The organism is Aliiroseovarius sp., assembly GCF_030148435.1.
GTDB lineage: Bacteria > Pseudomonadota > Alphaproteobacteria > Rhodobacterales > Rhodobacteraceae > JASBTN01.
Window position 1 is genome coordinate 1 of the sequence record NZ_JASBTN010000070.1, and the last position, 13,238, is coordinate 13,238.

A 13,238-nucleotide genomic window follows, 5' to 3' on the forward strand; every position below is an offset into this window, starting at 1 on the left:
CAGCTCGGGCTCGTCCATACCGCCATAGAGGTGGTTCAGGAACATTTCCTTGGTCAGCGTGGTGCCCTTGCGCAGGGACAGAAGCTCAAGCATCTGGTATTCCTTGCCGGTCAGATGCACGGTCCGCCCGTCAGTCTCCACGGTTTTCGCGTCAAGGTTGACTGATATCTTACCTGTGCGAATGACCGATTGAGAATGCCCCTTCGAACGCCGAATGATCGCGTGGATACGCGCCACCAGTTCCTCGCGGTGGAAGGGCTTGGTCATGTAGTCGTCGGCGCCGAAGCCAAATCCCTTGATCTTGTTTTCCGTATCATCTGCACCGGTGAGGATCAGGATCGGCGTGTCGATCCGCGACATGCGCAGTTGGCGCAGAACATCGTGCCCATTCATGTCAGGCAGGTTCAAATCCAGCAAAATCAGGTCGTAATCGTAAAGCTTGGCCAGATCGATGCCTTCCTCGCCCAGGTCCGTGGAATAGACGTTGAGATTGGCGTGGGTCAGCATGAGTTCGATGCTGCGGCTTGTCGTGGGATCGTCTTCCACCAGCAGGATGCGCATTTTGTAGTCTCCGCTAAATCTTCCGTTCCTTTTGCAAACAGTTAGGCTGGAAATGGTTAATGCCCCGTTACCCACAGAGAACTTTTAGCGAATACACCCTAGGGTTGTCTATACTTTTGAAGAGCCGTTGCTTTCAACGCCGCCTCCCCATGGTTTTCGACCGCGCCAGCCCATTCGGAATATTCTTCTTCCGACAGGCCATAGAGCGTGAGCGCGTCGGCCAGGGTGATGAGCCCGTGTGTCACCCCCTTCACCACCGCAGCCTTGCGGCTGGCGACCCATCTGCGCGTATCCTGCGGTGGCAGGTCGGCGCGCGTCATGATCGACCCGTCCGGCAAGGTCACGGCACGTGGTCCATCGACTTTCTTGAGATACATCTGTGGCTCCCGATACGTCACTCGGGGCCAATCTGACCGGACAGGTTTAAGAAGCGGTGAAGCCCCCCCTTGTTGTTGTGTCGAATTTTCCTATATTTCGGGTCTCTTTCCCTGGGGGATGCATGATGGACATCGAAACGAAGCTGAACTCGCTGGGCTTTGCCAAGCCGCCGGCCCAGACCCGCGTGGTCGTGGCGATGTCCGGCGGCGTGGACAGTTCCGTCGTGGCCGCGATGCTGGCCGAGGAAGGCTATGACGTGGTCGGCGTGACCCTGCAGCTCTATGACCATGGTGCGGCGCTGGCCAAGAAGGGCGCCTGCTGTGCGGGGATCGACATCCACGATGCGCGCCGGGTGGCCGATACGATGGGTTTCCCCCACTACGTGCTGGACTATGAGAACATCTTCCAGGACGCGGTGATCGACGAGTTCGCCGACAGTTACCTCGCCGGCGCCACGCCCGTGCCCTGCATTCGCTGCAACGAGCGGGTAAAGTTCAAGGACATGATGGAGACCGCACGCGACCTGGGCGCCGATTGCATGGCGACCGGCCACTATATCCAGCGCGACATGGGGGCCAGGGGGGCCGAACTGCATCGCGCCGCCGATCCGGCTCGTGACCAGAGCTATTTCCTGTTCTCGACCACACCGGAGCAGCTGAATTACCTGCGCTTCCCGCTGGGCCATCTCAAGACCAAGGACGAAACCCGGGCGCTGGCGCGCAAATACGGGCTGGAGGTGGCGGACAAGCCCGACAGCCAGGACATCTGTTTCGTGCCAAATGGCGATTATGCCTCGGTGATCGAAAAGCTGCGCCCTGGTGCGGCCGAGCCGGGAGAGATCGTGCATGCGGACGGCCGGGTTCTGGGCACCCACAAGGGGGTGATCCATTACACGATCGGTCAGCGGCGCGGGCTGGGGATCGGCGGGCTGTCGGACCCCCTTTACGTGGTCAAGCTGGACGTGGACAACAAGCAGGTGATCGTCGGCCCGAAGGAGATGCTGTCGACCCGGATCATCCCGGTGCGCGAGATCAACTGGCTGGGGGATGAGCCCTTCACTTCGCGCGACCAGTGGGAGCTGGCTGTCAAGGTGCGTTCGACCCGCCCGCCGCGCGATGCGATCGTGCGGCCGATTTCGGAAACCGAGGCCGAGGTCGAACTGCTTTCGCCCGAGGAAGGGGTGAGCCCGGGACAGGCCTGTGTCTTCTACGCCCCCGAGGGGCCGCGTGTTTTTGGCGGCGGCTGGATCTGGCGCGGGAAGTAAACCCCCGGCTCCCGGCACGCCGCAACCGGCGGTCCGAACGGGGCGTCAGCGCACGACGGACAGGACAGATCGCGCGGCCCTCAGGCCGGGCGCTTCGCCGCCACGGCCGAGACGCTCCATCGTGACCTGCATGGCCGCGCGCTGATCCCCCGGCGCATCGAGCACCGACAAGAGCGCCGGGGCGATCTTTTCGGGCAGGCAATCCGCGCCCAGGAACTCCGGCACCGCGCGGGTTTCCGACACCAGGTTGACCAATGTCGCCGTGTCGATCTTGATCATGCGTTTCACGATCTGGCGGGTCAGCCAGTTCATGTCATAGGCGATCACCATCGGCGTGTCCGCGGCTGCGAGTTCCAGCGACACGGTCCCCGAAGCTGCCAGCGCCACATCGGCCGCGGCAAAGGCCGCGCGTTTCGCCTGCGCATCGGCGGGCGGAATCCGCACCACCTGCCCCGGCCAGCCCGAAGTGACCCGGGCCACGTCCTCCTCGACCCCCTGAGCGACCGGCACCACCACGCGGATGTCGGGACGTTCGGCCACCGCCCGGCGCAGCACCTCGCCAAAGATGTCGCCCAGCCGTCCGACCTCGCCCCTGCGCGAGCCCGGCAGGGCCAGCAGCAGCGGTGCATCGCCGATACCGCGTTCGGTTCGGAAGGCCGCCACGTCGTCGCCCGTCGCGACGGGCTCAGCCACCACCGGGTGGCCCACGAAATCACAGCCCATGCCAGCGGCCTGCATCAGCGGCGGCTCGAACGGCAAAAGCGCCAGCACGTGGTCGATCACCTTCGCCATCTTCGCCGCGCGCCCCTCGCGCCAGGCCCAGACGGAAGGCGCCACGTAATGCACGGTGGGAATGTCGCTGACCGCTTTCACCAGCGTGGCCACGCGCAGGCAGAAATCCGGGCTGTCGATGGTGACGATCACATCCGGTTCGAAGGCCAGCGCGGCCTCGGCCACCTCGCGTATGCGCCGTTTCAGGTGGAAATATTTCGGCGCGACCTCGACAATACCCATGATCGACAGTTCCGACATGTCGAACTGGCTGTTCAGCCCCTGCCCCTGCATCGCCGCGCCGCCGACACCGGCAAATTCGACACCCGGAGTGAGCTGTTTGAGCCCCTCCATCAGCGCCCCGCCCAGCCGGTCGCCCGAGGGTTCACCCGCGATGATGAACACCCGCATCAGCGCGCCAACAGGAAAAGGTCGTGTTCACGCACCAGGCGTTCGACCTCTTCCTGCTCCAACACGATGACGCCGCCGGCGGCAATGAACAGACCGGCCAGCCCGGCCCCGGCCACGCCGCGGATCGTTTCGGGACCGATGGTGGGCATGTCGACGCGCAGATCCTGACCCTCCTTGGCCGCTTTGACCAGCACGCCCTTCTCGCCGCGTTTCAGGTGCTCGGGCGTGGTTGCCACATAGCGCAGAAGCGCGTCGGTGCCCTGGATCGTCTCGATGCCCAGGCATTGCCCGCCGGCAACGACACAGCCCTGCCCGACATCCATGGGAGAAAGCGCGATCAGGATATCGGCGGCGCGCACCGCATCGTCACGTTCCTGTTTCGTCGGCTGCCGGCCAAAAAGCGTATGGGCATGCACCTTCAGCGCGGGGGCGACCTCATGGGCGCCGGAGACGATGAACCCCTCGGCCTCGAAAATCTCGATGATCACGCGCAGAAGCCCGTCGTCGCCACCCGCCATCGCCTTCATGACCCGCGGCATCAGCCGCGCGGTTTTCATGTCGAACCTGAGCGGGTTCAGGTGGGGGCGGGTCATCGAGCCGGCAAAGACCACCTCGTTCACCGAATGCGCGCGCAGATCCTTGAACAGGGCACCCAGCTTTTCGAAACTGGCCCGCAGATGCAGCTGCCCTTCCGGCACGTCGACGTCCACCCCGTCGAAGGTGACGAACAGCGCCGTGTCATCCGCCGCCGCGATCTCGCGCGGCAACTGGCCGTGACCGGCAAGGATGGCCAGGCGCGGTTCCATCAGCTGGGCGTCAGAAAGCCGCGATCGCTGTCGCCCAGGATAAAGGCCACCATCTCGCGCACATAGTCGCTGTCGGCCTCTTCCTCGAGCCGCCGGGCACGTTCCTGAAAGTTGCCCTCGCCCTGTTTGAGCATCAGGAAGGCAGCACGAAGCGCGGTGATGTCGGCGCGGTCCACACCGCGACGCTTCAGCCCGACCAGGTTCAGCCCGTCGAGCTCCCCGCGCGGGCCCTGGACCAGCGCGTGGGGCAACACGTCCGAAGTCACCATGGACAGCGCACCGATGATGGCGCCACGACCGATGCGCACGAACTGATGGATGCCCGAGAGGCCGCCGACGATCACCTGATCGTCGATGTGACAGTGCCCCGCGACGGCGACGTTGTTCACCAGGATGACGTGATTGCCGATCTGGCAGTCATGGGCCACGTGGCAGCCGGCCATGAACAGCCCGTCATCGCCGATCCTGGTCAGCCCGCCTCCGCCGGCGGTGCCCGGATTCATCGTGACATGTTCACGAATCCGGTTGCGTGCGCCGATGTCCAGCCGGGTTTCCTCGCCGCCGAATTTCAGGTCCTGCGGAACTTCACCGATCACGGCGAAGGGAAAGACAACGGTTTCCTCCCCGATCGAGGTATCGCCCGTCACCACAACGTGGCTTTTCAGATGCACCCCCCGGCCCAGCCGGACCTTGGCGCCGACGATGGTGAAGGGGCCGACAATGCAGTCCGGCCCGACCACGGCGCCGTCTTCGACGATGGCGCTGGAATGGACCTCTGCGCTGGGATCAATTCCCATGGCTCACGCCCCCTGAAGGTCCAGCATCGCGGTGAAATCTGCCTCGCAGGCGACCTCGTCACCGACCTTGGCAACCCCGGAGAATTTCCAGATCTTCGAGCCCGAGCGGTTCACGGTCACGAAGAGCTCCAGCATGTCGCCCGGCACCACCTTGCGGCGGAACTTGGCCTTGTCGATGCCCATGAAATAGACCAGCGCATCCTTTTCCACGATGTCCAGGCTGATCGAGGCCATCACGGCGGCAGCCTGGGCCATCGCTTCGATGATGGTCACACCGGGCATGATCGGGGCGCCGGGAAAGTGGCCCTGGAAATGCGGTTCGTTCATCGTGACCATTTTGATGCCGCGACAGGATTGACCGGGTACGATGTCCTCGACCCGGTCCACCAAAAGGAATGGGTAACGGTGCGGAATGCACTTCTGGATCAGGTGGATATCGGCACTGGTCGGCATGTCGGTCATCGGGGTATCCCTTGTTCTTCTGTCGTCCCTGACTAACAAGCCGGGCGCCGTGAAACAATGGCGATCAGTCGTGCCGGCCCGGATCGTCGGCAGGCTCCTCTTTCGGCGCCGCTCCGTCGGACGAGGGCGTTTCCGGCTGTGGGGAAACGCCGGGATCGTCGGCGGGCTGCTCTTCCGGCTGGGTGCCGTCCCCAAGGGTGGCATCGATCCGGGCAATCGCCAGGTCGGTGATGTCGATGTTGCGCGCGGACAGCAGGATGGCGGTGCGATCCAGGATGGCAACCGCCCCCAGATCCGCGACCAGCTCGCGCAGGACACTCACGACACGTTCTTCGAACATCCGCTGCTCGGATGCGCGCAACGCCGTGAACCGCGCGCTTGCAAGCTCTGCCTCGGCGCGCAGGGCCACGACCTTTTCGTCGAAAGCATCGGCCTTGGCGCGAAACTCAGCGGGGGTCAGGGTCTTGCGCGCCTCGGTCAGAGCCAGTTCTTCGGCTTCCAGAGCGGCTTCAAGCTCCTGGGTTTCCTCGGCAAGTTGCAGGCCCTGGTTGGCCAGCTGTTCGATCACCCGTCGACCAAACTGTGTCCCCTGGAACAACCTGTCCCTGTCCAGCGTGACGAATTGCGTCGGCGCAGGGGATCCCTCCTGCGCGCGGAGGCCTTCCGGCACGCCCAGAACACCGGCAACAGTTGTGACGAAGACAAGCGCAAGGGCGCGCATCACGCCAGGTCCGGGCCGTCTCTTCGCAGCTCCGCGTCGATCAGAACTCGGTCTGGATGGTGAACTCGAAGCTGGTTTCCTTGTCATAGTCTTCCTTCGCCAACGCGTGGGTGAAGTTGAAACGCAAGGGCCCGATGGCCGTCGTCCAGAAGACCGACGCGCCGACAACGGCCCGAATATGCGCGGCGTCATCAATCAATCCGCCCAGATTGTCATCCAGCCCCCACAGGGTGCCCGCATCAACAAACAGACCACCGGTTATGCCGTATTCCTCGGGCAGACCCAGCGGGAACTCCGCTTCAAGCCGCGTGACGGCGTAGAAATTACCCCCAAGCGCGTCATCCTTGGGATCGCCCCCGGAATCGAGCGTCAAATCGCGCGGGCCGATTCCGTTTGGCTCGAAACCGCGCATCTTGCTTGTCCCAAGCGAAAAACGGTCAACGATCCGGCTGCCCGTATCCCCAAGCCCGATCAACGCCCCGCCTTCCACGGTCCCGCGCAGGGTTATCTGGTCATTCAGAACCAGCGTACGACCGGTCAGTGAGGCCGTCGCCTCGGCATATTCGTAATCAGCGCCGAACCCGCCGAGGTCCAGAGCCACGTTTGCCCTTACGCCTGCCTCCGGGTTCAGTCCGGTGCGCCGTGTGTCCCAGGTATAGGACACGCCGACCCCCGCCCCGGTCTGTCGCCCAAGGGCAATGTCGTCGATGATCAGCGTGGACACGTCGGCAGGATCCAGACCCGCGCCGGTCATTTCGATGCTTTCAACGAAGGTGCTGAGCTTCAGACGCCCGTTTTCGCTGACCGGGAATTCAAGAGAGGGGCGGAAACGCACGACCGCGGTGTCGTAATCCTCGTCATCCGCATTGTCGGAGTCCGCGTAGGAAGCCCTGATGCCGAAGGCCAGATCCCGACCCAGCGTGTTCGGTTCGACAAAGCCGAAGTTGAACGACCGTGTGTCCGAGCCGCTGTTGAAGCTGAGCGACAGGTATTGGCCCCGCCCCAGGAAATTGCGTTCCGTGAAGGCCAGGTTCAACCCAAGTCCGGATTCCGAGGAATAGGACCCGCCAAAGGACAGGCTGCCGGTGGGCTGTTCTTCCACATCGACATCAATCACAACCGTGCCCGGGCCGGATCCCTCGCGGGCCTGCACGTCGGCGGTGGAGAAGAAGCCAAGCGCCCGGATCCGTTCCGCCGCCTCGCGGATTTCGCGCGGGTTGAACGGGTCGCCCTCGACCACTCGGAACTGGTTGCGCACAACGCGGTCAAGCGTGGTCGCGTTGCCCTCGATGTCGATCCGTTCGACAATGATGCGCGGGCCGCGGGTCACGACCAGTTCGATATCAAGGGTCTGGCTGCGGTCGTTGCGCGTCACGCGCGGCTCGACCCGGATGAAGTTCAGCCCCTTCTGGATTGCCAGCCGCTCCATGCGTGCGATCGTGTTTTCCAGCGCGGCAGGGTTGTAGGTCTGACCGGGGCGAATACGCGACACCGCGTGGAACTCGTCCGGGTCCACCTCGGCCAGGTCTGACGTCGTGGTGATTTCGCCAAACTCGAAGCTCTGCCCCTCGCGGACCTGGAAGGTCACGAAGAAGGCGTCGCGTTCGCGCGCCATTTCGCTGGCCACGGCCGTGACCTGGAAGTCGATATAGCCGCGCGACTGGTAGAAATCGCGCAGCACCTGTTTGTCGAATTCGATCCGGTCCGGCACATAAGTGTCGGCACGGATGAACTGACGCAGGATGCCGGCCTGCTTGGTTTCCAGAACGCGACGCAGTCGACGGTCCGAGAAGTCACGGTTGCCGGTAAAGGTCAGGCGTTCGACCTCGACCGTGCGGCCTTCGGAGACTTCGAACACCAGGTCGACGCGGTTGTTCGAACGACGAATGATCACCGGATCGACCGTGGCGGCAATCCGGCCCTGCGATTGATAGGCTTCGATGATGGTGCGGGCGTCGGCTTCGGCGGCCGACGGGGAATAGACCTGGCGCGGAGCCGATTGCAGCAGACTGTCGAACACTTCATCCTTCAGTCGCCTGTTGCCCTCGATGGAAACCCGGTTGATGGTCGGAAATTCCTGCACCCGGACGACCAGAAGGTTGCCCTGCGGGACAAGCGCGACCCTTTCGAACAGGCCCGAGCCCTGCAACCGTCGGTAGCCGTCGTTCAACTCGGCGGCCGACAGGGTCTCGCCGCGCTCCACGCCCAGATAACTCAGGATGGTGGCGGCCTCGATCCGGCGGTTGCCTTCGATCTCGACCCGGGTGAAGGCATAGGTCTGGGCGGCGGCGGGCTGCGGTGGCAAGGAGGTAACGGCGGTGGTCGCCAGGAACAGCGCCAGGGCGCTGCGCGTTGCAAATCTCAGTGTCCCACCAGCAATCCCGGCATTAATTCCCGAGTTTTTCAGCATCTTGCAATCTTTCGCTCAGACATCCCAATCCCCGGACCCCGCCCCGGTCCGTGGCAGTGGACCGCATTCTGGGACGTTTCCCGGCACTAATCGTGTCAAATTGCGTGCCGAGTCACGGCGCACCAAACACTCCGTTCGGATTAATGGCTTGTGACGGGCTTGTCAAAGCGCGAAACCGCCCCTGTCGCTGGCGGGCGGACAGAGGCGGCTTTGTGGCGGGTATCAGGTTCGATATGTGCGGGTTTGTTGCCGATTTTCCGACAGGCCGTTGATTTCAGCCCAGGAAAGCCCCCAGGGCGGCTCCGGCGCCAAGGGCCGCAGCGATTGTTCCGACGTAGAACAGGCGGTCCCAATTCAGGTCGACCAGAAGCGACAGGCCGCGTGTGCCTTGCTGAATATGTTCCATGACGAGCCTCTTTCGCTTGTATTCCCCTCCCGTGTGACAGGGGAATGTGACCCCGGCAGCCCGGGAATAAGGCGAAATTGTGGCATTTGCAGGTTCGTACCGCGGTTTCGGCGCAAATCCAGGAGATTCCCCCTGCAGTCGGTCAGCAGAATAGATCGTTGCTCAACCCGAATATCATCAGGCTGAGCACAAGGATCAGCCCGCCGGTCATCAGGATGTTCAGCGCACGGTCGCTGGGCGGACGGCCGGTGATCGCCTCGAAGGCGTGAAACACCAGGTGGCCGCCATCGAGAACCGGAATCGGGAAGAGGTTCAGCAGCCCGATGGCCGTGGAGATCACGGCAACCATCCAGATGAAATCCGAAATCCCCCGTTCAGCCGCCCCGCCGGCCACCTTGGCAATGCCGATCGGACCGGAGATGTTGCAGGTCCCGATCTGGCCCGAGATCATGGCCCAGAGACCCGAGAGCGAGGTGCTGATGATCTCGCCGGTCTGGGTTACGCCAAAGGCCAGGCTTTCCCCGATCCCCGCCGGGCGCGGGCCGGGTGCAAACAACAGGTCGCCGCCCACACCGATGCGCCAGACCGTGCGGAATCCGCCGTCGGGATCAGGCTCGTCACGTGCCTCGGGGGTCAGGGTCAGGGCCACGGTTTCGTCCCCCCGGCGCAGCTCCAGCGCGACCGGCGCCCCCGCGCCGTTCACCACGACATCCTGCAGGCTGCCGAAGGTCGCCATCGGGTTGCCATTGGCGACAGTGATCAGATCGCCGACCTGGATCCCGGCCCGCTCGGCGGCGCCCGCCTGGCTGAGGAACCCCACCAGCGCCGGGCGCGGGTGATAGGCGGTCAGTTCGATCACCTGACCGTCGCGCCGCACCAGATAGGGCAGCATGGACTGTTCCGGCAGGCTTTCCAGGTATTCCCCGAATGCCTCGTCCTCGGGAATGGGAACGCCCGCGATTTCAAGGATTTGATCACCCGGTTGCAAGGTGGTCTCCACCCCCGGAAGCTCTGCCACCTCGGCGACAAGACCGTAGTTCGTCGGCACGCCCTGCACCAACAGGAACCCGGCAAAGACGATCGCAGAAAGGATAAAGTTGAAAACGGGTCCGGCCAGGACCGTCGCCGCGCGCGCCCAAAGGGGGGCGCCGTGCAAGGTGGTGCGCAGCTCCTGTGCGCTCATCTCCGCCAGTTCCTCTTCGTCGCCCTTGCCCGAGGCGGCGTTGCTGTCGCCGTGGAACTTCACGTACCCTCCCAGAGGGATGGCCGCGACCTGCCAGACCGTGCCGCGTTTGTCGGTCCGGCGGATCAGCACCGGCCCGAAGCCCAGCGAGAACACATCCGCCCGGATCCCGGACCAGCGCCCGACGATATAATGGCCGTATTCATGCACGGTCACGATGATCGACAGCGCGACGACAAAGGCCACCGCGATGAAACCGGCATTGCCGAAGGAGGATAGAAATCCGTTCAGGTCCACATGCGCCTCCCTTGGGCAGTATTCTGTGCGGCGCCGGTCACGGCCGGGCGTCGATGATCTGTTGTGCGGTCACACGTCCCATCTGGTCCGCCGCGCGCACGTTATCAAGAGTGAATGCGGCATGAACAAGTCCCGAGTCCGAAGACAGGCGGGTCAGCGCCTCCTCGACCACGGCAGCCATGTCCATGAAGCCGATGGAGCCTGAGATGAACCCGTCCAGCGCCACTTCCTTGGCCGCGTTGAAGATCGCGCCGGACATGCCCCCCGCCGCCATGACCTCGCGTGCAAGCCGCAGCGCCGGGTAGCGGGTGTCGCAGGGCGCGCGGAATTCGAGCTGGCCGATGGCGGCCAGATCCAGCCGCTCGACCGGCAGGGCGCGCCGTTCCGGCCAATGCAGCGCATAGCCGATCGCGTGTCGCATGTCGGGTGGACCGACATGGGCCATCATGCCCCCATCGTTGAAGCCGACAATGGCATGCACCAGGCTCTGCGGATGGACCAGCACCTCGATCTTGGCGGGGTCGATACCGAAGAACTCTTTGGTTTCAATAAGTTCCAGCGCTTTGTTGAACATGGAGGCCGAGTCGATCGTGATGCGCTGCCCCATGTCCCAGTTCGGGTGGGAGCTTGCCTGATCGAGCGTGGCCTCGGCCAGTTTGTCGATCGGCCAGTCGCGGAACGCCCCGCCACTTGCCGTGATGATGATCCGTTCGACCGCGTCGATATCCTCGCCCACCAGGCCCTGGAAAACGGCGCTATGTTCGCTGTCCACGGGCAGTACGCGCGCCTTGTGCGCCTGGGCCGTGGCCATCAGAAGCGGTCCGGCGCAGACTAGGCTTTCCTTGTTGGCAAGCGCCAGGGTGCCGTGATGTTCCAGCACGCGCAGGCCGGGTTCCAGCCCCGCCGCGCCAACGATGGCGGACATGGCCCAGTCGACCGGGCGGCAGGCGGCCTCGTCCAGCGCAGCCTGCCCGGCGGCGGCCTCGATGCCGGTGCCCGACAGGGCCGCGCGCAGTTCCGCAAGGCGGCTGTCGTGGGCGGTGACGGCAATCTGTGCGTCGAACCGGCGCGCCTGTTCGGCCAGGCGGGCGATATTGTGCCCGCCGGTCAGCGCCACGACCTCATAGGCGTCGGAGTCACGCCCGATCAGGTCCAGCGTGCTCGCCCCGATGGAGCCGGTGGCCCCGAAAATGGAAATCCTGCGCATCTCGCCACTCATGCGGTGTCAGCCCCCGAAGAAGCCCAGCTGGTGGGCGACGAAAAGGGTGAATGCCGCACCCAGAAGGGCATCGAATCGGTCAAACAGGCCGCCATGTCCCGGAATCAGGTTCGAACTGTCCTTGACCCCGGTGCGCCGTTTCAAGGCGCTTTCGGCGGCATCCCCCATTTGGCTGGCAAAGCTCAGCGCCACCGAAAGGAGCATGGCCAAGACGAGAGTCATTCCCGGCAGATGTGCGGCGAAGGCCAGGCCCACCAGGGCCGCGGCAATCCAGCCCGCAACCGTGCCCGACCAGGTTTTCTTGGGGCTCACCGCCGGCCAGAACTTCGGCCCGCCAATGATGCGCCCAGCGAAATAGCCTGCCACGTCGGTGGCCACGACCAGCGCCACCAGCCAGAGGATCGCGACCAGCCCCGCCTCCTCCCGTGCACCGGTCAGCGTGTAGCCCGCGATCATGATGTAGAACCCGTAGACCAGAAAGCGGATGCGGTCCGGTTCCGGTCCCAATCCACCCGCGCCCAGCATGGTGATGAAGAACATGGTCAGCAATGCCATCGGCAGCGGCATGAAGCCCGCCAGCAACACGCCTGCCCCCATGGCGATGCCGATTCCGACCGCAACCACATCGCGGCCCGGCGCCATCATCCGCGCAAGCTCCCAGCCGATCAGGCCGATCGACAGGGCGACCAACGCCCCGAAGACCAGCCCGCCCAGCCAGATTCCCAGCAACCCGACCGCCACCATGACCACGGCAGAAGCGATACGCGGGCCCAGATCAGCCCATTGCGACCCCGCACTGGTCATGCGGGCACCGCGCCGAAGCGGCGCTCACGTTCGGCGAACCCATTGACGATCTCGGCGAAGACCTGTTGGGAGAAATCGGGCCAGAGCGTGTCGATGAACTCATATTCCGAATAGGCCGATTGCCACAGCAGGAAATTCGAAATCCGCGCCTCGCCCGAGGTGCGAATTACCAGGTCCGGATCTGGCAAAACGCAAGTATCCAAGTACCTTGGAAGCGTTTCTTCATCCACGCTCTCCGGGTCCAGTCGTCCGGCAGCCACATCCTGGGCCAGGCGCTTGGTGGCGCGCGCGACCTCGTCGCGCCCGCCGTAGTTCAGCGCGATGGTCAGATGCACGCGGTCGTTGCCCTCGGTCAGCGCTTCCAACTCGTCCATCAGCTTGACCAGCTTCTTGTCGAGCCGCACCCGATCGCCGATGAACCGCACCCGCACGCCTTCCTCCAGCAATGCGCGGGCTTCCTTGCTGATGTAGCGGCGAAACAGGCTCATCAGCCCCGCCACCTCGGTCTGGGTGCGCTTCCAATTCTCGGTCGAGAAGGCGAAGATCGTCAGGTATTTCACGCCCAGATCCGGACAGGCCTCGACAATCTCATGCACACGTTTGGCGCCGGCGTGATGACCGAACAGGCGCGGCTTGCCCTGGGCCTGAGCCCAGCGGCCATTGCCATCCATGATGATGGCCACGTGACGCGGCGCGCCCTTGCCCTTGACTGGGCTGTTCGATGGGGCCAAAACGCCGCCCTCCACTG

At 64.1% G+C, this 13,238-nt stretch carries 14 protein-coding genes; 1 reads left to right on the forward strand and 13 read right to left on the reverse strand.

The window, feature by feature from the left end; translation table 11 throughout:
• Together Q1V43_RS12750 and Q1V43_RS12755 are read right to left on the reverse strand one after the other, a co-directional pair.
• Positions 1-561 (reverse strand): response regulator transcription factor (locus tag Q1V43_RS12750; protein WP_300518562.1); only part of this gene is annotated, 561 nt, incomplete at its 3' end.
• A gap of 98 nt (positions 562-659) precedes the next feature.
• On the reverse strand, positions 660-938 hold the full coding sequence (locus Q1V43_RS12755; protein WP_300518565.1) for a DUF1153 domain-containing protein: 279 nt from the start codon (positions 936-938) through the stop codon (positions 660-662).
• A gap of 125 nt (positions 939-1,063) precedes the next feature.
• Here Q1V43_RS12755 and mnmA point away from each other — a divergent pair, with 125 nt between their 5' ends.
• Complete coding sequence (gene mnmA / locus Q1V43_RS12760; protein WP_300518710.1) at positions 1,064-2,203, forward strand: tRNA 2-thiouridine(34) synthase MnmA; 1,140 nt, start codon at positions 1,064-1,066, stop codon at positions 2,201-2,203.
• A gap of 45 nt (positions 2,204-2,248) precedes the next feature.
• Here mnmA and lpxB read toward each other — a convergent pair whose 3' ends face one another.
• The 11 genes from lpxB to Q1V43_RS12815 all read right to left on the reverse strand — a co-directional run bounded on the left by lpxB (position 2,249) and on the right by Q1V43_RS12815 (position 13,221).
• Entirely contained in the window at positions 2,249-3,385 is a 1,137-nt protein-coding gene (lpxB, locus tag Q1V43_RS12765) for a lipid-A-disaccharide synthase (protein ID WP_300518568.1), read from the reverse strand.
• Positions 3,385-4,191, reverse strand: a complete 807-nt coding sequence (lpxI, locus tag Q1V43_RS12770) for a UDP-2,3-diacylglucosamine diphosphatase LpxI (RefSeq protein WP_300518571.1) — start codon at positions 4,189-4,191, stop codon at positions 3,385-3,387. Before lpxI ends, lpxB begins: the two co-directional genes overlap by 1 nt.
• The gene (lpxA, locus tag Q1V43_RS12775; RefSeq protein WP_300518574.1) at positions 4,191-4,988 is read right to left on the reverse strand and encodes an acyl-ACP--UDP-N-acetylglucosamine O-acyltransferase; all 798 of its coding nucleotides are present in this window, start codon (positions 4,986-4,988) and stop codon (positions 4,191-4,193) included. Before lpxA ends, lpxI begins: the two co-directional genes overlap by 1 nt.
• 3 nt (positions 4,989-4,991) lie before the next feature.
• Positions 4,992-5,450 carry a 3-hydroxyacyl-ACP dehydratase FabZ gene (gene fabZ, locus Q1V43_RS12780; protein WP_300518577.1) on the reverse strand — a complete coding sequence of 153 codons (459 nt, stop codon included), beginning with the start codon at positions 5,448-5,450 and terminating at the stop codon, positions 4,992-4,994.
• A gap of 64 nt (positions 5,451-5,514) precedes the next feature.
• Positions 5,515-6,171, reverse strand: coding sequence for an OmpH family outer membrane protein (locus Q1V43_RS12785; protein WP_300518580.1), 657 nt, complete (start codon positions 6,169-6,171; stop codon positions 5,515-5,517).
• A 40-nt stretch (positions 6,172-6,211) separates the two neighbouring features.
• Entirely contained in the window at positions 6,212-8,581 is a 2,370-nt protein-coding gene (bamA, locus tag Q1V43_RS12790) for an outer membrane protein assembly factor BamA (RefSeq protein WP_300518583.1), read from the reverse strand.
• A gap of 274 nt (positions 8,582-8,855) precedes the next feature.
• On the reverse strand, positions 8,856-8,987 hold the full coding sequence (locus tag Q1V43_RS12795) for a hypothetical protein (protein ID WP_300518586.1): 132 nt from the start codon (positions 8,985-8,987) through the stop codon (positions 8,856-8,858).
• Positions 8,988-9,129: 142 nt separating this feature from the next.
• A complete protein-coding gene (gene rseP / locus Q1V43_RS12800; RefSeq protein ID WP_300518589.1) occupies positions 9,130-10,467 on the reverse strand; it encodes an RIP metalloprotease RseP in 1,338 nt (445 codons plus the stop codon).
• A gap of 37 nt (positions 10,468-10,504) precedes the next feature.
• On the reverse strand, positions 10,505-11,674 hold the full coding sequence (dxr, locus tag Q1V43_RS12805; protein WP_300518591.1) for a 1-deoxy-D-xylulose-5-phosphate reductoisomerase: 1,170 nt from the start codon (positions 11,672-11,674) through the stop codon (positions 10,505-10,507).
• Between the two features lie 18 nt (positions 11,675-11,692).
• Positions 11,693-12,490 (reverse strand): phosphatidate cytidylyltransferase, encoded by a 798-nt coding sequence (locus Q1V43_RS12810; protein ID WP_300518594.1) that lies wholly within the window; start codon positions 12,488-12,490, stop codon positions 11,693-11,695.
• Complete coding sequence (locus tag Q1V43_RS12815) at positions 12,487-13,221, reverse strand: isoprenyl transferase (RefSeq protein ID WP_300518596.1); 735 nt, start codon at positions 13,219-13,221, stop codon at positions 12,487-12,489. The genes Q1V43_RS12810 and Q1V43_RS12815 overlap by 4 nt, the downstream gene beginning before the upstream one ends.
• Positions 13,222-13,238: the final 17 nt, after the last annotated feature.

What these genes read in the sequence shown, in the direction of transcription:
- bamA (WP_300518583.1), bottom strand. Translation starts at nt 8,581, where the DNA reads ATGCTGAAAAACTCGGGAATTAATGCCGGGATTGCTGGTGGGACACTG.
- Q1V43_RS12755 (WP_300518565.1), bottom strand. Translation starts at nt 938, where the DNA reads ATGTATCTCAAGAAAGTCGATGGACCACGTGCCGTGACCTTGCCGGAC.
- mnmA (WP_300518710.1), top strand. Translation starts at nt 1,064, where the DNA reads ATGGACATCGAAACGAAGCTGAACTCGCTGGGCTTTGCCAAGCCGCCG.
- Q1V43_RS12795 (WP_300518586.1), bottom strand. Translation starts at nt 8,987, where the DNA reads ATGGAACATATTCAGCAAGGCACACGCGGCCTGTCGCTTCTGGTCGAC.
- Q1V43_RS12810 (WP_300518594.1), bottom strand. Translation starts at nt 12,490, where the DNA reads ATGACCAGTGCGGGGTCGCAATGGGCTGATCTGGGCCCGCGTATCGCT.
- dxr (WP_300518591.1), bottom strand. Translation starts at nt 11,674, where the DNA reads ATGCGCAGGATTTCCATTTTCGGGGCCACCGGCTCCATCGGGGCGAGC.
- lpxB (WP_300518568.1), bottom strand. Translation starts at nt 3,385, where the DNA reads ATGCGGGTGTTCATCATCGCGGGTGAACCCTCGGGCGACCGGCTGGGC.
- lpxI (WP_300518571.1), bottom strand. Translation starts at nt 4,191, where the DNA reads ATGGAACCGCGCCTGGCCATCCTTGCCGGTCACGGCCAGTTGCCGCGC.
- fabZ (WP_300518577.1), bottom strand. Translation starts at nt 5,450, where the DNA reads ATGACCGACATGCCGACCAGTGCCGATATCCACCTGATCCAGAAGTGC.
- Q1V43_RS12785 (WP_300518580.1), bottom strand. Translation starts at nt 6,171, where the DNA reads ATGCGCGCCCTTGCGCTTGTCTTCGTCACAACTGTTGCCGGTGTTCTG.
- lpxA (WP_300518574.1), bottom strand. Translation starts at nt 4,988, where the DNA reads ATGGGAATTGATCCCAGCGCAGAGGTCCATTCCAGCGCCATCGTCGAA.